This window comes from Actinomyces bouchesdurhonensis (assembly GCF_900128465.1).
GTDB classification, from domain to species: domain Bacteria; phylum Actinomycetota; class Actinomycetes; order Actinomycetales; family Actinomycetaceae; genus Pauljensenia; species Pauljensenia bouchesdurhonensis.
The window spans coordinates 243326-265268 of the sequence record NZ_LT635868.1 but is presented as its reverse complement, the minus strand read 5'-3'; the positions used below and the strand labels follow the sequence as shown (position 1 = coordinate 265268).

Below are 21943 nucleotides of genomic sequence, written 5' to 3'. Positions count from 1 at the left end.
ATGGTCCCGGCCCGTGCGTGGCGTATGAGGTACGGTCAGTCGAGATAGTCTCGAAGCACCTGCGAACGCGAGGGGTGACGCAGCTTCGACATGGTCTTGGATTCAATCTGACGGATGCGCTCGCGCGTAACACCGTAGACCTTGCCGATCTCGTCGAGGGTCTTAGGCTGGCCGTCCCCAAGACCGAAACGCATTGAAACAACCCCCGCCTCACGTTCGGACAGTGTGTCAAGCACGTGGTGGAGCTGCTCCTGAAGCAGCGTGAAAGACACGGCATCAGCAGGCACGATAGCTTCGGAATCCTCGATAAGGTCACCGAATTCTGAGTCACCATCCTCGCCCAGAGGCGTGTGAAGCGAGATGGGTTCGCGACCGTACTTTTGAACCTCCACGACCTTCTCAGCGGTCATGTCGAGTTCCTTGGCCAGCTCTTCAGGCGTCGGCTCGCGGCCCAAGTCCTGCAGCATCTGGCGTTGGACGCGGGCGAGCTTGTTGATGACCTCGACCATGTGCACGGGGATACGGATTGTTCGTGCTTGATCTGCCATCGCGCGTGTGATCGCCTGGCGAATCCACCACGTGGCGTAAGTCGAGAACTTGTAACCCTTCGTGTAGTCGAACTTTTCGACCGCGCGGATAAGGCCCAGGTTGCCCTCCTGGATCAGATCCAGGAACTGCATACCGCGACCGGTGTAGCGCTTGGCTAGCGACACGACCAGACGCAGGTTAGCTTCGAGCAGGTGGTTCTTCGCCTGCTGGCCGTCCTGGGCGAGGAAGTGCAGCTCGCGACGCTTCCGGCTGGTCATCTCGTCAGCCTGGTTCTTCAACTTGTACTCAGCGTACAGGCCAGCCTCAATACGCCTGGCCAGGTCAACCTCCTGCTCGGCGTTGAGCAAAGAAACCTTGCCAATCTGCTTCAGGTAATCCTTCACCGGATCGGCGGTCGCGCCGGCGACCGTCACTTGCTGGACAGGTTCGTCGGTCTCATCAGAGTCGGAGACGACGAAACCACCCTTCACGTGAATACCCGCGTTTGTGCGTTCACGCAACGCCGCCCCTTCGGAAACCTTGGCGTCTTCTTCCTCTGCTTCTTCCTCAGCCTCTACCACCTCCTCGTCGTCGCTGCCGGCGCCAAGATCAGGATCCTCCAGGTCTTCGCCGATGGGTTCGAATTCCTCCTCGGATGTCTCGAGATCAGGCGTAACCTCCTCGACAACCTCGACGTCCTTCTTCTTGCGTCCGCGCGGCTTCTTGGCTGCAGCCTCCCCGTTGGCCTTCTCCTCGGGGGCGCCGCTCGCCTTCTTCGTACTCTTGCGAGGCGCAGTCTTCTTCGCGGGAGCCTTCTTCGCAGCGGACTTCTTCGCAGCGGGCTTCTTGGCGGCAGGCGACTTGTCCTCGGCACCCGAGGCAGCCCCACTCTTCGCCGACGCAGCCTTGGCGACACGCGTCGTCTTCTTCGCGGGGGCCTTCACCTCCGGGGTCTCCTCGTTGGTCGCAGAGTCCTTTGCCGAAGCGCGCGATGCACTCACACGGGTCCCTTTCGTTGATGGGTATGCACAACAGAGCCGATTGCAAATCGGCATACCACGCCCATTTTAGTGCGTTACCCGCGAGTTTTCCTGACGGTAGGTGTGAATCTTCCCAGCTGCGCCGCGCCCGCCCACAACCGTCCATTAGAGTAACCATATGAGTCTGAGCGAGAGTTTCTCAATGCTGCGTCCCCACATCGACGAGGCCACAACCACCGCGCTGGCCAGCCTCCTCACCCGCGTGGGAACCACGCAACGCTCAACGAATTTCGCCGAGGCGGTGGTGGCCTCAACATCCGGAGGCAAGCGTTTTCGTGCGCTCATGGCACACGTCGGCTGGTCTTTGACATCCGGCCTGCCTCTCACGCAAGCTTCCCTGCCACACCTGTCCGCGGCCCTCGAACTCTACCAGGCGAGTGCTCTCGTCCACGACGACATCATTGATCACGCTGACGAGCGCCGAGGCACACCCACGCCGCACCGCCGCTTGGCCGACCATCACGTATCCAGCGCATGGATTGGTTCACCCACCGATTTCGGCGATCATGCGGCCATCCTTGTCGGTGATTTCCTCTTTTCAGCTGCCGTCAATGCGGCGGATGAGCAGGCCCTGGCCCTGCGTGGCGACTCCGTGCGGGCATTCACCCGTCGTTTCGCCGACATGCACGCCGAGGTTGCACTCGGCCAATACCTCGACATCGTCGCTGAGCAGACCCCACTCGATCCGGAGCGCACGGACGCGCTGAACACCTGTGACTCCCTGGAGGTCGCACTCCACAAGTCAGCGCGGTATTCCGTCGTCCACCCGGCGGTTCTCGGAGCAATCTGCGGGGCAGCGTCACTGAGCGAAGCCCTCGGACTCATCGAGGTCCTCGAAAGGATCCTCACGCCCTGGGGGCTGGCCTTCCAACTCCGTGACGACGACCTAGGCGTCTTCGGAGACCCCGCTCTCACGGGCAAGCCTGCCGGCGACGACCTACGCGAAGGCAAACGTACCGCGTTACTGGCCCTCACCTGGGAAGCGTCCTCCCCCACCGAGCGCCGCGCGCTCACTGATGTGCTCGGGGTCGCCGAGGCCTCGGCTGAGCAGATCGAGGAAGCAAAGCAGATTGTTGAACGCAACGGCCTCGCTGCCCACGAAGCAGAGATCGCACGACTGGTCCGTGACGGTCGCGAAGCCCTGGAGACAAGTGGCATCGACGCAGACGCAGCCATCATGCTGCAAGAGCTGTGTGACATCCTCACCGCTCGGCGCGCCTAGAGGCCCCGGCAAGGAAGACTCCCCTAGAACGCCAGCGTCGACGCAATCCGGTTAACCCGATGGTGACGTCCAGACGTCATCGCGTCGATCGGGCGTTCACCGAGTTCGTCCTGCATCGCGTAAAGCCAGGCGACAGACTCCTCAGGCGTAAATCCATCGTCCGCCAGAAGAGTGAGCGTGCCCTGCAGCACAGGCAGAGGTTCCCAGCCGTTAGGCCCCTTGACGATGACCTCGCGGGGAATCCCACGCTCTCCGCCCTCGCCGCGTACCTCAATGAGGACACGGTCACGAAGGAGCTGCTTCAGGCGTCGTTCTTCGATACCGAGCAAACGGCACACCTCATCGCTAGACAACAGGGTTATATCAGTACTGCTCATGATCGCAACACTACCCCATCGCGGCGCCGCACCGATGCACGCACCTCCAATGATTTGCCGAAAACTCCCATAGAATCAAACAAGTGAGCGACGAGAAGACATTTGACCAAACTGATCCACTGATCGGGCTCTTGGTCGACGAACGCTACCGGGTCACCCGCAGGCTCGCCCGCGGAGGAATGGCCACCGTGTACATCGCGCAAGACGAACGCCTTGACCGCCCCGTTGCCCTCAAGGTCATGCACCCACACCTGGCGGACTCCGATGCCTTCGTCGAACGATTCCGCCGTGAAGCACGCGCCGCCGCTCGCATCGTCCACCCGGGGGTGGTCTCCGTCTTCGACCAGGGCGTCGTCACCGGCCAGGGGTTCCTCGTCATGGAACTCATCGACGGTACCAACCTGCGTCAGCTTCTGCGCGCACAAGGAGCGTTCACGATCCCCCAGGCGCTGCGCTATACGACCGACACGCTCGAGGCGCTGCGCGCCGCCCACCGCGTCGGTGTCATCCACCGCGACATCAAGCCTGAAAACATCCTCGTTCCCTCCGATGGACCCGCGAAGGTCACCGACTTTGGTCTGGCCCGGGCCGCCTCGGAGGTATCGATGTCGTCCACAGGCAACATGCTGGGCACCGTCGCCTACATCGCCCCCGAGATCGCGACAACGACTGAGGCGGATGCACGCTCCGACATCTATTCCGTGGGCATCATGCTCTATGAGATGCTCACGGGTTCCGTGCCGTGGGCAGACGAGACTCCCCTGCAGATCGCCACCCATCACGTCTCCGACGACGTGCCCAGCCCATCAACCGCCCAACCGTGGATTCCCCGAGAAATCGACGACCTCGTCGCCGCTCTCACAGCGCGCAACCCAGCGAATCGCCCAGCTGACGCATCCGAGGCTATCGACCTTGTAACGCGCGCAGCCGCAGCCATTCCCTCTGAACTGAGCAACCGACGCGCCGACATCGCAATGAAGAACACACAGGATGGTGCCCAGACGAGCGCACTCAACACCGAGGTTTTATCCTCCCAATTCACGAGGCCGCTGCCGGTGCCCGCGTCACGAACCATCGCGACAGTTCACACATCCGCTCCCCCGCCCCCGCCTGCGCCCAGGACCGCCATGAAGAGTCGCCGCCGTGCGCTCACCTGGATCGCGCTCGTCACTCTGCTCCTCATCGTCGCTGGCATCGGCGGGCGCTGGTGGTGGACCGAATACGGTCCCGGCTCCTACCTGACAATGCCCGAGACAACGGGACGTCCCCTCACCGACGTGCAAACGGACCTGGGCGCCCTCGGATTGACCTCCCAAGTCGAAGAAGAGTTCTCCGACGACGTTTCCAGCGGCGCCGTTACCCGCTCCGACCCGCAAGGTGGACAGTCCGTGCACAAGCGAGCAACTGTCCAACTGTACGTATCAAAAGGCGTAGACATGAAGACCGTCCCCGATGTCACTGGCAAGAGCCAGGACGAGGCGGGGCGTACCCTGAGCGACGCCGGGCTCGGAATCGGTTCTGTCACCGACGCATACTCCGAGGACGTGCCCCAGGGACAGGTCGTCTCCCAGTCGGTGAGCGCTGGAACCTCCATCGCACACGATTCAACCGTCGACATTGTCCTGTCCAAAGGCCGCGAGCCCTTGACCGTTCCCTCCCTGAGCGGACTCGGCGCCGACGCAGCCAAAGCCACAATCGAAGCCCTCGGCCTCGTGGCCTCACCCTCCGAAGCCTACTCCGACACCGTTGCTGCCGGCCAAGTCATCTCCCAGCAAACCCGCGAAGGCTCCACACTTTACCGCGGAGACTCCGTCGCCTACACCGTGTCGAAGGGGCCCGAACAAGTGGCCGTCCCCGATGTGGTCGGCCTCCAGCGAGAAGACGCCAAGAACCGACTCGAAACCGCCGGTTTTACCGTTAAAGAGGAAGCCATCCTCGGCGGGTTCTTTGGAACCGTTCGTTCCACCGACCCAGCAGGCGGCACGATGGCCAAAAAAGGATCCACGGTCACGATCACAATCGTCTGAGGAGTCGCGCGCACCGACTCACCGATGACGCTGCACTGACGAAGCCCGGCCTCGTTCATCACAAACGAGGCCGGGATCGCGTATGAGCAGTAGAAAACTCACCCCTCGTTGGAAGCAGACCCCTTCGCCAGATACTGGGCGACCTGGAAGGCCATCTCCAGGCTCTGCTGGTGGTTCAGCCGCGGATCCACGAGCGTCTCGTAGCGATCGCGCAGAGATTCATCGTCAATGTGCTCCGACCCGCCGACCACTTCGGTGACATCGTCACCCGTCAGCTCCACGTGCAGGCCACCCGGGACTGTGCCCACTGCCTCATGCGCCTCAAAAAAGCCACGAACCTCATCCATGACCGTCTCAAAGCGGCGCGTCTTGAAGCCGGTCGACGACGTGATCGTGTTGCCGTGCATCGGATCCGTCATCCACGTGAGCGGGCGGCCATCCTCGCGGGCAGCCTCAAGCAGTGGCGGCAAAACCTCACGAATACGATCAGCACCCATTCGGGTAATAAACGACAGGCGCCCATCCTCACCATCCGGGTTCAGCCGGTCGATGAGCGAGAGCATCTGATCGCGCGTCGTCGACGGACCCAGCTTGACCCCAATCGGGTTACGCACGCGTGAGAGCAACTCGATGTGAGCACCCTCCTCCTCACGCGTCCGCTCCCCCACCCACAGGAAGTGAGCGGACGTGTTGTAGGGTTCGCCCGTGCGCGAATCGATGCGCGTCATCGCCGACTCATACTCCAAGAGCAGAGCCTCGTGCGACGAAAACAGATCCACATCGCGCAACGTCTCAAAATCAACGCCCGCCGCACCCATGAACTTAATGGCCCGATGAATGTCTGCGGCCAACGACTCATAACGAGCGTACGCCGGATTCGACATGAAACCCTGGTTCCAGCGGTGCACCTGACGCAGGTCCGCGTAGCCACCTTTCGTGAAGGCGCGAATCAAGTTAAGCGTCGAGGCCGCATGGTTGTACAGAGCGAGGAGACGCTGCGGGTCGGGCTCGCGTGCCTCGGGGGTGAACTCGAACGAATTCACGGCGTCACCGCGGTAACTGGGCAGCGTCACGCCGTCTCGCGTCTCTACGTCGGAGGAACGCGGCTTGGCGTATTGGCCGGCGATGCGCCCCACCTTTACGACGGGCAGCGAAGCACCGTAGGTCAGCACAACAGCCATCTGCAGCAGCGTCTGGATCTTCAAACGCACGTGGTCGGCCGTCGCCTCTGCGAACGTCTCGGCGCAGTCTCCCCCCATCAGGACGAAAGCCTCGCCGCGCGACGCGGCCCCCATCCACGTGCGCAGGTCATCGACCTCGCCCGCGAACACGAGAGGCGGCTGACGGCGAAGCTGAGCCGTCACCTCGGACACGGACTCGGCATCCGCATACGAAGGTTGCTGAGCAGCGTCCAGGCCGCGCCACGTGTCCCAGGGAGCACGCTCCCCAGACTCGGGCGACCACAAACGCTCAGGGACGCGGCGGGAGTAAGGCTTACGCACAGGCTCGCCGCCGCGTCCAGGAGTAATAGAAGGAATCACGCGAAGCGACTCACTCGCCAGCCGGCTCGACGCTCTGGCCGATCTCGGCCATCATCTCGAGGAACCACGGAGCCGAGACGTCGAAAGGCTTACCGCCCGCGATACGCGGGAACGCAATGGCCTTCAGACGATCGTTGTCCTCTTCGTCGTGACCGATCACGCCAGACTCGCCCTTGAACGCACACTCGACGGCCAGGTCCGTCATCGACTTGATGAGTCGCAGGTCGTCGGCGTTCGCGCGCGAGGAACGCGAGAAGTAACCGGACTTTTGAACCATGACCTTCTCAGCGTTGATTCTCTCGGCGAACTGCTTGGCGAACCACTGGCCGGGGTTGATCGTGTCGAGCTTGACGTGGCCGAAGGGATCACGCTGAACCTCGCCACCGGCAGCCTCAATCTCCGCAATGATCTCGGGGACGCCGGCGCCCTCGGACAGGAAGATGTTAACGTTGCCCTGCTCGTCCATGATCGCCTTCAGGCGCTTCGCCTCGGCGTCCAGGTCGATCTTCATCTCGGGCACGAAGATGGCGTGGATGTCCCAACGCTCCTTGGTCAGGCCGATCGAGGGCACCCACTCCTGGGTCTTGAGCCACTCATGATAGCGCAGCGAACCCGCGGCGGTCAGCCAACCGCAGTGGCGGCCCATGATCTCGTGGATGATGAGCATGCGGGGATTGGAGCGATGCTCACCGATGACGTTCTGGGAGTATTCCGAAACCTCTTCAGCGGCGGTCCACGCGCCCAGGGACTGGCGGATCGGCACAACGTCGTTGTCGATCGTCTTAGGCAGACCCACGACGGTGAGGTGGTAGTCGTGTTCCTCCAGGTAGGCGGCCAGGTCGGCGGCCGTCGTGTTGGTGTCGTCACCACCGATCGTGTGCAGGACGTCGACGCCGTCGGCGCGCAGCTGCTCGGCGGCCTTCTGCAGCGGATCTTCATCCTCAGACACGAGGCCGCGCTCGACGAGGTTCTTCTTGTTCGTCAGCTTGACGCGGGAGTTACCGATCGGCGAGCCGCCGAAGCGGTGCAGGACGGCGGCGTGCTTGCGCGCTTCCTCGTCCACCAGCACGTAGTTGCCGGTGAGCAGGCCGTGGTAGCCGTTCTGGTAGGCGATGATCTCAACGGTGGGATCAATTTCGTTGTAGCGCTCAATGAGTCCGCCGACGGCGGAGGACAGGCACGGGGCGAAGCCACCTGCGGTCAGCAGGGCAACACGACGGACCGACATGAATGTCACCTTTCTCAGGTTGGTTGGGGACGGCCCCGCGCATGCATGCGCGGCCCGCGTCACCCTGGCTGCCCGATGGGGCTGCCTAGTGCACTGGCGCGCGCGTGTGCAGGGCACAGTTCATTCTACCCGGCCCACATCGCCTTTCGCCAAGGACGCCCGTCCCACGAAACACCGATGCGCGCCACCAACCGCCGCGTTGAATCCGAGCCGATTACTCCTTGCCGGCGCCCTTGTCCTCCTTGACGCTCTCCTCCTCGGGAGCGGTCGGCACGGGTACGTCGGGAGCTGTGCGTCCGCCGGGCGCGGGGCGACCGTTGGAGGGAACCGGCCCCTCGAAGGCGCCCTCGGCTGCCAGCTGTGCTTTGACGTCGGCGGCGTACAGGTCGACGTACTCCTGGCCGGACAGGAGCATCAGGTTGTACATGATCTCGTCGGTGATCGCGCGCAGCACGTAGCGGTCCTTGTGCAGGCCCTTATAGCGCGAGAAATCGAGGGGCTCGCCAATCACCATGCCGATGTTGGTGCGTGATGGAATCTTCTGACCGATCGGCTGTGCAGCGTGAGTGCCGATCATGGCGACAGGAATAACGGGAGCGCCAGACAGAAGAGCCAGTCGGGCCACGCCGGTCTTGCCGCGGTAGAGGCGCCCGTCTGGGCTGCGCGTGCCCTCGGGGTAGATGCCGAACAGTTCCCCGGAGCGCAACCGTTTGAGTCCGGCGTTGAGCGCAGCCTCAGAGGCACGACCACCGCTGCGATCCACGGGGATGGTACCCACCGCGCGCATGAATTCCTTCGTCATCCACCCCTTAACGCCCGTGCCGGTGAAGTAGTCGGCCTTTCCCATGAAGACGACCTCACGGTCGAGCATCATCGGCAGGAACACGGAATCCCACACAGCGTTATGGTTGGAGGCCAGGATCGCAGCACCTTGCGCGGGAATATTTTCCTTGCCGCGAATCCATGGGTGATACGCAGCCTTCAGGATCGGGCTGCCGGTAGCCTTGAGTGCCTGATAGAACGCCACTGTGACTCCTCGATTGTCAGCGGGCGCGCGGGCGCGCGTTGGAATTAGTATCAACTCTATGACGAAACAGACTCCCGTGCGCAATTGTGGGGAAACCATCGCGCCCGAAGAGTCTGACAAACGCTTTGCTCGCGCGATTGTTTCTGACGCCCTGTCTCGTAGTGCGAGACCGGAACTTCAACCGAGCCTCGACGAGGTGGGAACCCCGGCCTCGGGCGGGCACTGGGTGATCGTTGACCTGGAGACTACTGGACTCAGTGCGGACGCAGAAATCACGGAGATCGGAGCGGTTCGGGTGCGCGACGGTCACCTCTCGGATGAGTTTTCCTCCCTAGTGTGCCCTTCGCGCCCGATTCCTCCTTTCATCACGTCACTGACGGGGATTACTCCGGCGATCGTGAAAGACGCAGAGCCGATCGCAGCCGTGCTGGAGCGTTTTATCGACTGGGCGGGCCTGGAGGATGAGCGCGCGCCCGTCCTCGTGGCTCACAACGCATCCTTCGACGTGGGGTTCCTGCGCCGGGCAGCACGCGCCGCGGGGCGTCACTGGCCCAAGCCGCCAGTTGTCGATACGCTGGCGCTCGCGCGACTGGCGCTGCCACGACCCCTTGTGCGCAACCACAAGCTCGCGACCATTGCATCATATTTCGGCACGGCGACCACTCCGGGGCACCGCGCCCTAGGAGACGCTCGCGCCACGGCGGAGGTGCTGCTCGGTTTCATCGACCTGCTCACCTCGGCGGGCGTAACGGACGTGGAAGACCTGGTGGCCCTCAGCAAAGAGGCCCCCGCGCGACGCCCGACCGTCCCCTCCTTCGTGTCGGAGATGCCCACCACCCCGGGTGTCTACCACTTCATCAATGCGTCTGGCGACACGCTCTACGTCGGGTCAGCCTCGTCTCTGCGATCACGCGTGAGCAGCTACTACACGCGCGCGGAGAAACGACAGAAAATCCAGCGCATGGTGTCTGTGGCTTCCGGGGTGCGTACCTTTCCCACGTCATCAATCCTGGAGGCCCGCATTCGGGAACTGCGCGACATCGCAAGCCTGGCTCCCCCGTACAACTCAGCGTCGCGCCGCCAGGCCTGCCAGCATTGGGTGGTGCGCAACGGACACCGCGCAATCGTCACCCCCACCGTAGCCCTGGAGGATCTTCCCCGCGCCCTCGGCCCTTTCGGTACGCGGGCGCATGCAACGCGGGCGGCAAACGCGATCGCTCGGGCACTCGGCGAGCATGGCAGCTGCGAGGTAAGCACCCTCATCGACGAGGCCGTGGCCGCCTCCTCACTCGCCGTTCCGACAGCGCTCACAGCGATCATGACGCGCCTGTCGGAGCGGGGACTATTCGAGTCGGCAGCCACCGTGCGCGACGAGTTGAGCGCCTACGTCGCTGGCGTGGAGCGTGCGACCATGCGTCCGGTACTAGCGGCACCGCGCATCGTGTGGGGGATGCGCAGGGACACAGGTGAGCCGGGTTGGCTGATACACGCCGCATCCTACGGGCGCCATGTGGCTTCGGTCGTGGTGCCGCCGCGCACCGACCCCACTCCGTGGATCAAGGTCATGACTTCGACGATCCCACTCGAAGTGAATGGACTCGCGGCGACGGTCGCATCGTGGGCGGAGACAGCGCTAATCAGTGCCCAACTGTGCGAACCCGGTATTCGCTTGATCGAGTGGAATTCTCCCCTGCCGTGGACCCAGCCAGTGTTCAGCCCGCTACGCGAGGGACGGCTGCGCGAACTCTTGGCTCAGGCAACCGCCAATCCGTGCCGTTCCCAGCGCTCCTAGCGCAGGCGTGTCATGCGTTGGAAGCATCCACCCAACGATCAATGAGTCGCACGCCACTACCGTCAGCCAGCGCGCCCAGGGCGCGTTCAACGGCACAGGCCATGCGTTCCTCGAAGTTGTCCCGCGTCACCGCCTTGTCCAGGCTCTCCCAGGCCAGGAGACCGGCACCCACGTTAAGGGCAACCGCGTCACGAATGGCATCCGCTCCCCCACCCGACAAGACGTCACGGGCCACGACCGCATTGTGCGAGGCCTCACCACCGGCGAGTTCCCCGATCGAGGACGGGGCCATGTCCAGGGATTCACGAGCGTCGAAAGCGACCTCACTGACCCTACCGTCCGACACAATCCAGATCTGGTTCGAGTCAGCGGTTGTCAGCTCATCCAGACCCGTTGTCGCACCACGGAAAACCAGGGCAGAGTTGCCGCGCGACGCAAAGACACCCGCCATGAGGCGCGCATTGTCCTCGCGTGAGGCACCGATCGCCAGCGCCTGCACCTTCGCGGGATTGGTCAGCGGACCCAACACGTTGAATGCCGTGGGGAAGCCGAGCGCACGGCGCACAGGTGCCGCAAAACGCATGGATGGGTGCATCTTGTTCGCAAACAGGAACGCGATACCAACCTGGTCGAACACGCGACGCAGGGAATCAGCGTCAAGGTCGAGGTTGATACCGAGAGCCTCGATAACATCCGCCGAACCAGACTTCGAGGTCGCCGCGCGATTGCCATGCTTGACGAGAGGAATCCCCATCGCTGCCAGAAGAATCGCGGACATGGTCGAGATATTGACGGTCTTAAAGCCGTCCCCGCCAGTCCCCACGATGTCAAGCGCGCGGCTGGGCAGATCCACGCTCGCGGCGTGATCGCGCATGCCGTCCGCAAGGCCGTGAATCTCCTCAATAGTGGCGCCCTTGATCGCCATGGACGTCAGAAACGAAGCTAGGCGTGCCTCACCCAAGTCACCGCTCATCACCTGGTCCATCAGCCAGTACGACTGTTCGTAGTCGAGTGAGCGACCTGCGTTGAGCGAAGCGATGATGGGTGCCCATTCCTTGTTGCTCATCAGTTAGCCTCACGCAGAATGTCGGCAACGGTCTCTTGCAGGATGATCGGGTCGATCGGGTCAGCGACAGCGGCCACCGCACCAGCCCAGGTAGCCAGCCACTCGTCCTGCGCGCGCGCCGTCAGAAAAACCATCGGGGGGACGCCTTCGCGCGTTTCAAGAAGGTCCCGAGCGACGGACATTCCGCCTTCCTTCTTTGTCTCCGCGTCAAGGATGAGCACCGAGAAATCCTGCTGATCGAAAGCGTCGCGCACGCCAAAGGCCGTAGCGGCCTCCACCCAGTCGATGGGAGGCGTGTCCTTGGAGGCACGCAGGCCGATACCGTTGATGACAGCGGCACGTTTGTCCTTGTCATCGCTGAAAACCAGGATCGACACGGTTTCGTCGCTCATGAAAACTCTCCTTGAGTATGTGGCGTAATCGACGCATTGGCCTCATTCTAACGGGTAGCGGGCGGCTCCCCCACTGGGAGCCGCCCGCACACGGTCTCGATACGCAGGCGATTACTGCATCGAAAGCGTTCCAACAATATCGATGACCAGAACACTCACATTCGGTGCTTGGCCGGACTGACCGGACTGCTGCTCACCCGACTGGCCGGACTGATCGGCGCCGTTATCGGAGGGCAACACGAGGAGGAGACGAGAACCCACCGTGTAGCCAGCGAGGCCAGCCTGAGCGACACCGCCTTGTTGAATGCTGTCCCCCCACGTGGATTCAGTGTGTCCATTGGTACCCCACACTCCGCCGACAGCCTTGTATAGGAATGCCTGATCGTCGGTGAGTTCCTCACCGCTGCCCTGGTAGATGACGTAGACCTTACGCTCGGTCGGGGCCGCCGCGTTGTCATCGATCGACAGAGTCGGCTCCTGGGCCGGATCTCCAGTAACGGTAATTCCGGCCGGAAGCTCCTCACCGGTCGCGGTCGCGCCCGTCAGGACAGACTCGTCAGCGATGTTTTCCACACTCGCACTGACGATGTCAACGACGAAAACCAGCGTCGAGTTCGCGGGAATACTGCCCGCAGCTTGGCTGCCGTAGCCCAGGGTGGCAGGGATCACGAGTTGAACACGATCACCCACATGCGCGTGAGCCAGGCCATAGCTCCATCCCTTGACAACTCGGTCGAGGGAAAACGTCGCAGCCTGCCCGCGATCGAAAGAAGAATCGAAAACAGTTCCGTCCCACAGCGCACCAACGTAATTAGCCTTAATCGTTGCACCTGGGCACACAACTGCTCCATCGCCCTGCTTGAGGGTCTTGACCAGGACCTTGTCGGTCGGCTCATTTCCCTTGCCCGCCGAGATGACAGGCTTATCGTCGCCCGACACAGCAGGGAAATTCCCCGTGCCGCTACGGTCGACGTTTTGGGTCTGCTGCGAGGAATCGTTCGTCGAGCAGGCAGAATAATCGATAGCAGACGACGAGGAAGACGCAGTCAGATCCGTGCAGGCGGACATGCCCAGGGCAAGAGCGACCGCACCAGCGAGGGCGCCGAAACGGCGCAGGGTGAACATCATGAGGTGGAGTCTCTTTCGGCTCAGTGGAAGGATTCGCCGCAGGCGCAGGTGTTCTTGGCGTTCGGGTTGTCGATCGTGAAACCCTGACGCTCAATAGTGTCAGCGAAGTCGATCGTTGCACCGCTCAGATAGGGAACACTCATACGGTCGACAACAACCTCGACGCCGTCGAAGGAACGGATAGCGTCTCCGTCGAGCGTGCGGTCGTCGAAGTACAGCTGGTAGATCAGGCCGGAACAGCCGCCGGGCTGCACAGCGATGCGCAGGCGCAGGTCGTCGCGACCCTCCTGCGTCAGGAGGCTCTTCACCTTCGCAGCTGCGACGTCGGTGAGGATAACCTCGTGGGTGGGAGCCTGAGTTGCGGACTCGGACATGGCGCTCCTTACGATGCTGAAAAGACGTATGCGCTTGACACACTACTCCCCCCTTCGCACCTGGCGCCAGGGGTGGGGTGTGCGCTTAGCGTAACCAGGTGCGCGCGATGCGCCGCCCAGCTTTCTCCAGTGTGATGCGCGCCTCTGTCTCGAAGACCCCATGCAGGCCCCACTGCGCTCGCTCGTAGCGGGACAGGCTGGAGCGTACGGTCACCGCAACGACCGGCAGGGCCAGTTCGGCGGCAGCGTTGGTGATCGTGTCCATCGTCGATTGTGCCAGCAGAGGCGAGGACAGCTCCGGTTCGACCACGATAACAAGATCAGCTGGCGTGAGCGCAGCACCAAGCCTCGTCAGATCGGCGAGGACCTCTCCCGTGCCTACGATCCGACCACCGATCGCCGCGATGACCGCGCCGACACCACCACCGGCACCGGACCCCCACATGCGCCCCGGATGAGCCTGCGAGTCTTCCAGGAGCAGACGGCGCCCCAGAGGCCGGTGCGCGAAAGCCTGCATGAGGTTCCCCGTCAGCGATGTGTCCTGTTCCTCAATAGGGTTAAGGTCGGGAGCAACCGCCAGCACCGAGTCAAAACCAAGGAGAGGACGCGGCGTGGATGCTGCGCACACCAGGTCGGTGCCGCTCGCGCCGAGCATGTCTTCTGCACGCGTCAGGGCGGGACCCAGTCCCTCGCCGCTCACATCGGACTCGGCGACGCCAAGAAGCCCCGCGAGGAACCCGAGTCCGCAGTCGGGGGAAGCGCCGTGTCCGCCCTCGACGACGACCCTGGGCTCCCCCAGCGCAGCCGCCACGCGCTCGCCGACCTGGCGGGTCGAGGAAGCCTCGGTGGGCACCCGCACGAACGAGGCCTGGGAGCGACAGGCGGCCACGGCCTCGTCGAACGTGGGTCCGGAGCCGAAGGGAACGAGGACGACGTCGAGGCCGTCGCCCCCCGCCCTCAGGCCGCGCCCGATCTGCTCCAATGCGACGCCGGTCGGCAGGAGGGGACGCGCCCCATCCCACCGACCGGCAACGACGACTCGCCTCACAGGGAAGCCAGGCGGGTCAGCAGCAGCGCCTCGGCGAGGATCGCTGCCTTCAGATCCGGGATCGACTGCGATTCGTCCTCCGAATGCGCGTTGGTGAGCGGATCCTCGACTCCCGTAACGAGAACCTGCGCTCCCGGGAAAATACGCTGGAAATCGGAAATGAAGGGGATCGAGCCGCCCACCCCGATGTTCACGGACGGCACGCCCCAGGCCTCGGTCAGGCACTCGTGCAACATCGCGGTAACCGGAGAGTCCATGTCCGCCTGGTAGCCCGCACCCGCATCCTCAGCCGTCACCTCGACGCGCGCGCCGAAGGGCACGTTCGCGAGCAGGTAGTCGACGAGCGCGGCCTGTGCCTGCGTGGGATCCACGCCCGGCACCGTGCGCATCGACAGGCGGAAACGCGTGTGCGGGGCGATCGTATTCGAGGCATTGGCCACCGGGCGCGCATCAAAGCCGATGACCGAGATCGAGGGCTTGGTCCACATGCGTGCGGCGATGTCGCCCGAACCGGCCAGCTGAAGGCCCTCAACCATGCCCGCGGCTTCACGCAGCTCATCCTCAGGCCAAGCCACGTCCGCGTGATCCGAGCCGCCCAGACCCGGCACCACGACGTCGCCCTTCCCATCAAAAAGAGACGCAATCAGCATCGAGGAGATCGCGACCGAGTCAAGCAACGGGCCACCGAATGCGCCCGAGTGCACCGCGTGGTCCGCGACGGTCACGTCGACGGTCACAATCGCGTTGCCGCGCAGCGTCGTCGTCACAGCGGGTTCGCCCGGCTTCCAGTTCGACGAATCCGTCACGACGATAACATCGGCCGCGAGTTCATCGCGGTGAGCATCCAAGAACGCAGTGAAAGACGGGGAGCCGATCTCCTCCTCGCCCTCAATGAAAACGACAACGTTGACGGGCAAGTCTTTGCCAAGAATCGACAGCGACCCCAGGTGAACAGTCACGCCAGCACCGTCATCGGAGGAACCACGTCCGTAGATGCGGTCCCCGCGCACCTCAGCCCTGTAGGGATCCAAGCTCCAGCGATGCAGCTCCCCCACCGGCTGGACATCGTGGTGAGCGTACAGGAGAACAGTCGGCGCTCCCTCGATGTGGGGCGTGTGAGCAATCAGCGCGGGCTTACCCTCCGTGCCATCCTCCGCGTTCTCACGCAGGACCTTAGCCTGAAGTCCCAGGGCAGCGAAACGCTCACGCAGGTGCTCGGCGCTGCGCTCCACATCGGCAGCGTGCGCGGGGTCCGAGGACACAGAAGGAATAGCCACCAGCTGGGTAAGTTCTTCGAGGAGAGAGGGGAAAGCGGCCTCGAGGCGCTCTCGCAGAACGGATGTCGACAACTCATGTGAAGTATCAGCCATACGCCCAGGGTAGACCATGACAGTGCACGGCGGGTGGGCTTTCCGCTAGCCTGGGAGCGTGTTTGGACGAAGCAAGAACAAGAGCGAGGACGACGCGGCAACCACCGCGGTCGCCTCCACGACTCCCACCGGTAAAAAAGGCCGCCCTACGCCCAAGCGTAAGGCGGCCGAGGCCGCACGCATCCACCCGCTGGTACCCGCCGACCGCAAGGAAGCCAAGCGCGCCGCGAGGGCCGCACGAAACGCCAGATGGGATGCCGAACAGCGTGCACTTCTAACGGGTGACGAGAAGCACCTGCCTGCGCGAGACAAGGGACGCGCGCGGCGCTTCGTGCGCGATTACGTCGACGCGCGCCATTCTTTCGCCGAGTGGGTTCTGGCCTTCATGATGGCAGCCCTGATCTTCCTCATGGCACCATCCATATTCAAGGATGCCGTATCCGAACAGATGCTCATGGTCTTCATCTACGGATCCACGATCCTCATGTACGGCTCCTTCATCGTCACCGGTATTGAGGCCTTCCTCGTGTGGCGAGCGATCAAGACACAGTTCGCACAGAAGCACCCGCGCGAGGACATCCCGCGTGGCACCGGCTACTACGCCTTCTCGCGCATGATTATGCCGCGCCGCTGGCGCTCCCCACGCCCGCAGGTAGCCCGCGGAGAGTTCCCCAAGTAAACTCCTGCCCGTCTTTCCGCGGTCCCACACCCGTCCACAGGGTGTGGGACCGCGGCTTGTGTGTCCACAAGGACGCGCCGCTTACCTCCCCTATCCACAGGGGACTGCACGCGGCTGGTGTTGGCCGAGGCATCGGCGTCATCCTGGAAGAGAAACGGCACCGATGCCGTTTTCGAAAGGAAGGACACCCCATGCACGTTTCAGTTTCACTCAGCGCTTTCTCGCAGGTCACAGTCGACGAGGAGGACAGGATCCCAGCCCCGGTCGTCGACGGCGCCGACGAGCCGACACCTCCCGCACACCACTCCACGGTTTCGCCCGAACCAACAACACAGCAAAACCCCCTCGAGGACACAACTGACGACGAACCCGCACGCGAGGGCCTTTATGGGCCGATGCACTGGCTCGACGACCGCCACATTAGTTCCCTGCTCGCGCCCTACATCTGCGACGGGTGGGATACGGGAGACTACGCACGCTTCGCCGACCTCTCCGGGGCGGACGCACGAACGCTCAGTAGCCTCCTGCCGCCCCTGGCCCGCGAAGACCGTCAGAACAACGCACCGCGCATCACCGACCTTTTGCGCGCCGCCTCCCGCATCGACGGACTCGCCCTTGACGGCTACATCATCCGAGCTCCACGCTGGGACGAACGCGTCAGCATCGACACCGTATGCGTGCCAGAAAACGCGATCATCGCCCAGACGGGACAACCAATTGACGAGACCGCCTTCCCGACCTATCAGCACTGGCTCATTCTCGCCGACGTACTCGGCTTGGACGACGACGCGACTCCACCCGACGACATGCGCATCCTCGCGCGAGACACATCGACCACGCGCTGGTGGTGGGCATGGTGGGACTAATCAACTACCCTTGGAACCATGATCCGACGCGCCTACAACTGGACATTCCGACACTTTATTTCCCGATCCGACCCGGAGCGAGCACACCACCTGGGTCTGGGGGCTATTTCCCTCGCCGGGCGCTTCGCCCCCACGCGCGGACTCATGCGGGCGACCCTGGGATACTTGAATCCCCTACACCGTCCAACTCGCACCATCGGAGGCGTCGAGGTCCCGCTCATGCTGGGTCCCCGTCCCCTGTCCTCTCGTCTGGGCCTAGCCGCGGGAATGGACAAGGATGCCGAAGCCGTCTTGGGCATGTGCGCCCTGGGCTACGCCTTCGTCGAAATCGGCACCGTGACGCCACGCCCTCAGCCGGGCAACGAAGCGCCGCGCCTGTGGCGTCTCATGGAGGAACGGGGACTGCGCAATCGAATGGGCTTCAACAACGCGGGCGCGGACGCGGCCGCGAAGAAGCTGCGCGAGCTGCGCGCCNGGCAGGAGTCGTCGCCACGAACACGACGATCAACCACGACCTGGGTGAAGGCGGTGTCTCGGGTGCTCCCCTGCTGTCCCGCGCCCTCGAGGTCGTCTCGCTGGTGGCACGCCACCTGAATGACGAGCAAATCCTCATCGGCACGGGCGGCATCTCCTCCCCGGAGGATGCACTGCGCATGATCGGTGCGGGCGCCGACCTGGTCGAGGCTTTCTCTGCCTTCATATTCGAAGGTCCCTCCTGGCCAGGCGAAGTCTCGCGCGCTCTCCAGCGCGCCTGAGGACACCATGATCATCGAGCTGACCAGCGCCGATCTGTCCGCCGATCCGCGACTGGATGACTATACGCGCCTCAAAGACGTCAAGCTCCGCTCGAAACTCGAACCGGAGCGCGGCCTGTACATGGCGGAGTCCACCAACGTCATCGAAAGGGCGTTGCGCGCAGGCCACAACCCGCGTTCCTTCCTCATGTCCAGCCGGTGGCTGCCCACGCTCTCCCCCCTCATCGAAGCTGCGACGGGAAAAGCAGACGGGGCCGACCTGCCCATCTTCGTCGCACCCGAGAACATCCTGGAGCAGATGACGGGCTTCCACCTGCACCGCGGCGCACTGGCCGCCATGCAGCGACCGGTTCTGCCCAGCCTCGAGGAGTTGCTCGCGACGGCTCGAGGAGGAATGCCCGCGCGCCGCGTCGTGGTCTTAGAAGACCTCGTCGACCACACGAACGTCGGCGCGGCCTTCCGCAGCGCCGCCGCCCTGGGCGTGGACGCCGTCCTCGTGACCCCCTCCTGCGCCGATCCGCTCTACCGCCGAGCCGTCCGGGTCTCGATGGGAACCGTCTTCCAGGTCCCCTGGACGCGCCTGGAGACCTGGCCGGCCGGCATCACGACGCTTCAGGAATCCGGCTTCACCGTCGCTTCCCTGGCCCTCTCGGACGATTCCATCTCACTCGACGACTTCGCCACGCTGCCAGCCCTCCAAGGACCGGGCGCCCGCCTGGCAATGGTCATGGGTACCGAGGGCGATGGCCTGGCACGGCGAACCATCACCGCCTCCGACTACACCGTCAAAATTCCGATGGACCACGGGGTAGACTCTCTCAACGTCGCAGCCGCCTCGGCTGTCGTCTTCTGGGCGACGCGCGGCATCGGCGCCTCCTAGCGCCACGCACGCGACGACGCCCTCCCCCTGCGCAGGGACAACAAAACGAGGCCGGAGCTGGTGTCCCAGCCCCGGCCTCGTCGTTGTTGGTCTAACGGGTCAGCTCATAGACTCCACGAGCTGATCGATCACTTGAACGCACTCTTCCCACCCGGACACGGCGCGCGTCGCGTAGCCCGCTGCCATCACCGGGTAGTCGTTGCCCTCGGGGTCCAGGCGGTCCCCGATGAAGAGCATGTCGGACGCGGGGATACCGGTCTCCTCGACCAGCTTGCCCATTCCGTAGGCCTTATCGATGCCGCGCGTCGTGATGTCGACCGAGGTCGAGCCACCCCCACGGACATCCAGCTCCGGCACGTCAGGCTGCACCGCGTCGCGCAGGGCAGCTTTCTTGGTCCCATCCGGATCCCAGGCACGCTTGGCGTCCAGCGGCGCCTCCTGGCCCAGGGCAGAGAAGGTGATCTGCGAGCCACGGTCCTCGATGATGTTGCCCCACGGATTCTCCTCCCACAGGCCAAGCTCACGAGCGTGGCGCTCCAGGGATTCGATGACGCGGGCGGCTACCTCGGGGTCCAGGTCGTGGGCGTAACGCTCGACCCACGCGCCGTCCTCGAAGCGGTAGTAGCGCGTCCCGCAGGTGGGCATCAGATGCAGGCGCGAAAGCTCCTCGTCAGAGGCATGGAGGTTATCGAGCACCTGCGTGCGGAACTGCCCCATCTGGCCGCCGGAGATGATGCACACCTCCACGTGGTCCAGCAGGGAGCGCAGCGCCACGTCCATCTGGGGTGGGAGCGGCGACTTCGAGGGGGCCAGCGTATCGTCAAGGTCAAATGCGATAAGCCTCATAGCGTTCCTTCGCGTCGCGCAGAGTCAGCTGGGCTTCAATGGCTTCCTGTGCTGCCTCCGTTTCCTCCTCCGACGGAACGGAGAGGATCTGCAGCATGACGACGGAAGCTACGAGGCCACCCCACACAAGTAGGATCGTGAGGATCATCAGGGCGATAGCGGGAGCAGTCACTGGGCATCTCCTTCAGTCACAGGGGTCTCATCATTGTCACGATCGAGGATCTCAGCAACTGTCGCACGTGCGTCGACAGGACGGTGTTTCCACGGGATAAGCGTGAAGACCAGCGACGCGATGAGGGCCACAGCCACCGAACCCCACCCGAAAATGAGCACGTAACCACTCGGGTACTTGCCGTAGCCGTTGGTCAACAGGTCCACGATGGACATTGCCATCATGATGAAGAGAACGACCGGGATGACGATGCCGACAAGGGGTTCCCATGCCCTGGGCACCTTCACGCTGGACACCGAGTTCAGGTGAGCGCGCAGCACGCCCAGACGGGGGCCGGCGACCGCGCACAGGACGGCGAACATGATCGCAGAGGAAACGACACCAATCGAGTTGATGAAGTTGTCGACGATGTCCAGGTTATTCAGGCCCGAGCGCGTTCCGAAGAGAAGCAGCGAAATGACGGTTGCGGGAACGCCGAGAACGAGGGCCGAACGAGCGGGCGACCATCCGAACTTGTCCTGAAGGCCGCCGGAGACTACCTGAAGCAGGGACAGTAGCGAGGTAACGCCAGCCAGAACCAGGGAGGAGAAGAAGAGAACGCCGAAGATCGGTCCGCCGGGCATCATCGAAATAATCTTCGGGAAGGTCACGAAGGACAGGATCGGACCGGACAAGCCCTCGACCTCGGACACGCTGACACCACCCTGGTGAGCCATGAAGCCGACCGCTGAGAACACGCCGATGCCGGCAAGGATCTCGAAGGACGAGTTCGCGAAGCCTGCGACGAGGGCCGTTCCGGTCAGGTTCGACCTGCGCTGCAGGTAGGAAGCGTAGGTCAGCATGATACCGAAGCCTACGGACAGGGAGTAGAAGATCTGCGCGAAGGCGGCCAGCCACACCTTGGGGTCAGCGAGGGCCGCCCAGTTCGGTGTGAAGAAGGCGTTGAGGCCCTCGGTGGCACCGGGCAGGAAGAGTGCACGGACCACGAGCGCCAGGAACAAAATGACAAGGAGGGGCAGGAAGACCTTGTTGGCCGCCTCAACACCCTTGGACAGCCCACGTCCAATCACGAAAAGGACGAGAATCCACACGAGAGTCAGGGGGATCATAACCGCCCACGCGGGCGCCCACGAGAAGGTATCACCAGGGACGACCTGCAGGAAAGTTTCCGTGAAGAAGGTCGTCGGGTCGTCGCCCCACGCGGCGTTCATGGAGTAGATCGTGTACTGCACACCCCATGCGAGGACAGCGCCGTAGTACACCATGATGACGAAGCAAACGAAGGTCTGGAACCAGCCGATGAACTCGCCACCCCCGATGATCTTGCGCAGCGCCCACGGCGGTGAGCCACGGAATTTATGGCCGACTGCATAGTCGAGCCAAAGCATGGGAATGCCGACAAACACCAGTGCGACCAGGTACGGGATCAGAAAGGCGCCGCCGCCGTTGGAGTAAGCGACGCCGGGGAAACGCCAGATGTTGCCCAGGCCGATGGCTGAGCCGATGGCTGCCAGGAGGAAGCCTGTCTGGCCGCTCCATGAGTCGCGCGCGCGGGGCGCGGAGCTGGATGCGGAGGATGACATGA

The 21943-nt window shown here is 63.5% G+C and carries 20 protein-coding genes and 1 pseudogene; 7 read left to right on the top strand and 14 right to left on the bottom strand.

The genetic code is table 11. The annotated features are described in order from the left end of the window. Positions 1 to 35 precede the first annotated feature (35 nt). Complete coding sequence (locus tag BQ7477_RS06020; protein ID WP_073983188.1) at positions 36 to 1583, bottom strand: RNA polymerase sigma factor; 1548 nt, start codon at positions 1581 to 1583, stop codon at positions 36 to 38. Between the two features lie 103 nt (positions 1584 to 1686). Here BQ7477_RS06020 and BQ7477_RS06015 point away from each other — a divergent pair, with 103 nt between their 5' ends. Beyond that, positions 1687 to 2790 carry a polyprenyl synthetase family protein gene (locus BQ7477_RS06015; RefSeq protein WP_073983187.1) on the top strand — a complete coding sequence of 368 codons (1104 nt, stop codon included), beginning with the start codon at positions 1687 to 1689 and terminating at the stop codon, positions 2788 to 2790. Positions 2791 to 2813: 23 nt separating this feature from the next. On the opposite strand, the gene BQ7477_RS06010 is transcribed toward BQ7477_RS06015, so the two are convergent. Further along, complete coding sequence (locus BQ7477_RS06010; protein WP_073983186.1) at positions 2814 to 3167, bottom strand: Rv2175c family DNA-binding protein; 354 nt, start codon at positions 3165 to 3167, stop codon at positions 2814 to 2816. An 83-nt stretch (positions 3168 to 3250) separates the two neighbouring features. On the opposite strand from BQ7477_RS06010, the gene pknB reads away from it, so the two are divergent. Continuing rightward, a complete protein-coding gene (gene pknB / locus BQ7477_RS06005) occupies positions 3251 to 5194 on the top strand; it encodes a Stk1 family PASTA domain-containing Ser/Thr kinase (protein ID WP_073983185.1) in 1944 nt (647 codons plus the stop codon). A 98-nt stretch (positions 5195 to 5292) separates the two neighbouring features. On the opposite strand, the gene BQ7477_RS06000 is transcribed toward pknB, so the two are convergent. The 3 genes from BQ7477_RS06000 to BQ7477_RS05990 all read right to left on the bottom strand — a co-directional run bounded on the left by BQ7477_RS06000 (position 5293) and on the right by BQ7477_RS05990 (position 8990). After that, positions 5293 to 6735 (bottom strand): class II 3-deoxy-7-phosphoheptulonate synthase, encoded by a 1443-nt coding sequence (locus BQ7477_RS06000; RefSeq protein WP_073983184.1) that lies wholly within the window; start codon positions 6733 to 6735, stop codon positions 5293 to 5295. A gap of 10 nt (positions 6736 to 6745) precedes the next feature. Next, a complete protein-coding gene (locus BQ7477_RS05995; protein ID WP_073983183.1) occupies positions 6746 to 7963 on the bottom strand; it encodes a pyrophosphate--fructose-6-phosphate 1-phosphotransferase in 1218 nt (405 codons plus the stop codon). 214 nt (positions 7964 to 8177) lie between these two features. Continuing rightward, the gene (locus BQ7477_RS05990) at positions 8178 to 8990 is read right to left on the bottom strand and encodes a lysophospholipid acyltransferase family protein (protein WP_073983182.1); all 813 of its coding nucleotides are present in this window, start codon (positions 8988 to 8990) and stop codon (positions 8178 to 8180) included. A 58-nt stretch (positions 8991 to 9048) separates the two neighbouring features. Between BQ7477_RS05990 and BQ7477_RS05985 the strand changes: the two genes are divergently transcribed. Then, on the top strand, positions 9049 to 10782 hold the full coding sequence (locus tag BQ7477_RS05985; protein ID WP_084795690.1) for an exonuclease domain-containing protein: 1734 nt from the start codon (positions 9049 to 9051) through the stop codon (positions 10780 to 10782). A 10-nt stretch (positions 10783 to 10792) separates the two neighbouring features. On the opposite strand, the gene trpD is transcribed toward BQ7477_RS05985, so the two are convergent. The 6 genes from trpD to BQ7477_RS05955 all read right to left on the bottom strand — a co-directional run bounded on the left by trpD (position 10793) and on the right by BQ7477_RS05955 (position 16160). Further along, a complete protein-coding gene (trpD, locus tag BQ7477_RS05980) occupies positions 10793 to 11848 on the bottom strand; it encodes an anthranilate phosphoribosyltransferase (protein WP_073983181.1) in 1056 nt (351 codons plus the stop codon). Further along, positions 11848 to 12240, bottom strand: coding sequence for a response regulator transcription factor (locus BQ7477_RS05975; protein WP_073983180.1), 393 nt, complete (start codon positions 12238 to 12240; stop codon positions 11848 to 11850). The genes trpD and BQ7477_RS05975 overlap by 1 nt, the downstream gene beginning before the upstream one ends. 111 nt (positions 12241 to 12351) lie before the next feature. Further along, complete coding sequence (locus BQ7477_RS05970; protein ID WP_073983179.1) at positions 12352 to 13368, bottom strand: FKBP-type peptidyl-prolyl cis-trans isomerase; 1017 nt, start codon at positions 13366 to 13368, stop codon at positions 12352 to 12354. Positions 13369 to 13388: 20 nt separating this feature from the next. Continuing rightward, the gene (erpA, locus tag BQ7477_RS05965) at positions 13389 to 13742 is read right to left on the bottom strand and encodes an iron-sulfur cluster insertion protein ErpA (RefSeq protein ID WP_073983178.1); all 354 of its coding nucleotides are present in this window, start codon (positions 13740 to 13742) and stop codon (positions 13389 to 13391) included. Positions 13743 to 13827: 85 nt separating this feature from the next. Next, the gene (locus tag BQ7477_RS05960) at positions 13828 to 14790 is read right to left on the bottom strand and encodes a glycerate kinase (RefSeq protein WP_073983177.1); all 963 of its coding nucleotides are present in this window, start codon (positions 14788 to 14790) and stop codon (positions 13828 to 13830) included. Continuing rightward, the gene (locus BQ7477_RS05955) at positions 14787 to 16160 is read right to left on the bottom strand and encodes a M20/M25/M40 family metallo-hydrolase (RefSeq protein ID WP_234968711.1); all 1374 of its coding nucleotides are present in this window, start codon (positions 16158 to 16160) and stop codon (positions 14787 to 14789) included. Before BQ7477_RS05955 ends, BQ7477_RS05960 begins: the two co-directional genes overlap by 4 nt. Before the next feature lie 58 nt (positions 16161 to 16218). Between BQ7477_RS05955 and BQ7477_RS05950 the strand changes: the two genes are divergently transcribed. The 4 genes and pseudogenes from BQ7477_RS05950 to BQ7477_RS05935 all read left to right on the top strand — a co-directional run bounded on the left by BQ7477_RS05950 (position 16219) and on the right by BQ7477_RS05935 (position 19340). Continuing rightward, the gene (locus BQ7477_RS05950) at positions 16219 to 16839 is read left to right on the top strand and encodes a DUF3043 domain-containing protein (RefSeq protein WP_073983176.1); all 621 of its coding nucleotides are present in this window, start codon (positions 16219 to 16221) and stop codon (positions 16837 to 16839) included. Positions 16840 to 17030: 191 nt separating this feature from the next. Beyond that, the gene (locus BQ7477_RS05945) at positions 17031 to 17705 is read left to right on the top strand and encodes a hypothetical protein (RefSeq protein WP_073983175.1); all 675 of its coding nucleotides are present in this window, start codon (positions 17031 to 17033) and stop codon (positions 17703 to 17705) included. 18 nt (positions 17706 to 17723) lie between these two features. Then, positions 17724 to 18460: pseudogene (locus BQ7477_RS05940) on the top strand (dihydroorotate dehydrogenase). A 7-nt stretch (positions 18461 to 18467) separates the two neighbouring features. Then, positions 18468 to 19340, top strand: coding sequence for a TrmH family RNA methyltransferase (locus BQ7477_RS05935; RefSeq protein WP_073983174.1), 873 nt, complete (start codon positions 18468 to 18470; stop codon positions 19338 to 19340). Positions 19341 to 19439: 99 nt separating this feature from the next. Here BQ7477_RS05935 and BQ7477_RS05930 read toward each other — a convergent pair whose 3' ends face one another. Genes BQ7477_RS05930 through BQ7477_RS05920 form a run of 3 tightly spaced genes read right to left on the bottom strand, consistent with a single transcriptional unit; the run spans position 19440 to position 21941 of the window. Continuing rightward, entirely contained in the window at positions 19440 to 20186 is a 747-nt protein-coding gene (locus BQ7477_RS05930) for an HAD-IIB family hydrolase (RefSeq protein ID WP_073983173.1), read from the bottom strand. Further along, positions 20167 to 20358 carry a methionine/alanine import family NSS transporter small subunit gene (locus tag BQ7477_RS05925; RefSeq protein ID WP_073983172.1) on the bottom strand — a complete coding sequence of 64 codons (192 nt, stop codon included), beginning with the start codon at positions 20356 to 20358 and terminating at the stop codon, positions 20167 to 20169. Before BQ7477_RS05925 ends, BQ7477_RS05930 begins: the two co-directional genes overlap by 20 nt. After that, on the bottom strand, positions 20355 to 21941 hold the full coding sequence (locus tag BQ7477_RS05920) for a sodium-dependent transporter (protein ID WP_073983171.1): 1587 nt from the start codon (positions 21939 to 21941) through the stop codon (positions 20355 to 20357). The genes BQ7477_RS05925 and BQ7477_RS05920 overlap by 4 nt, the downstream gene beginning before the upstream one ends. Positions 21942 to 21943 lie beyond the last annotated feature (2 nt).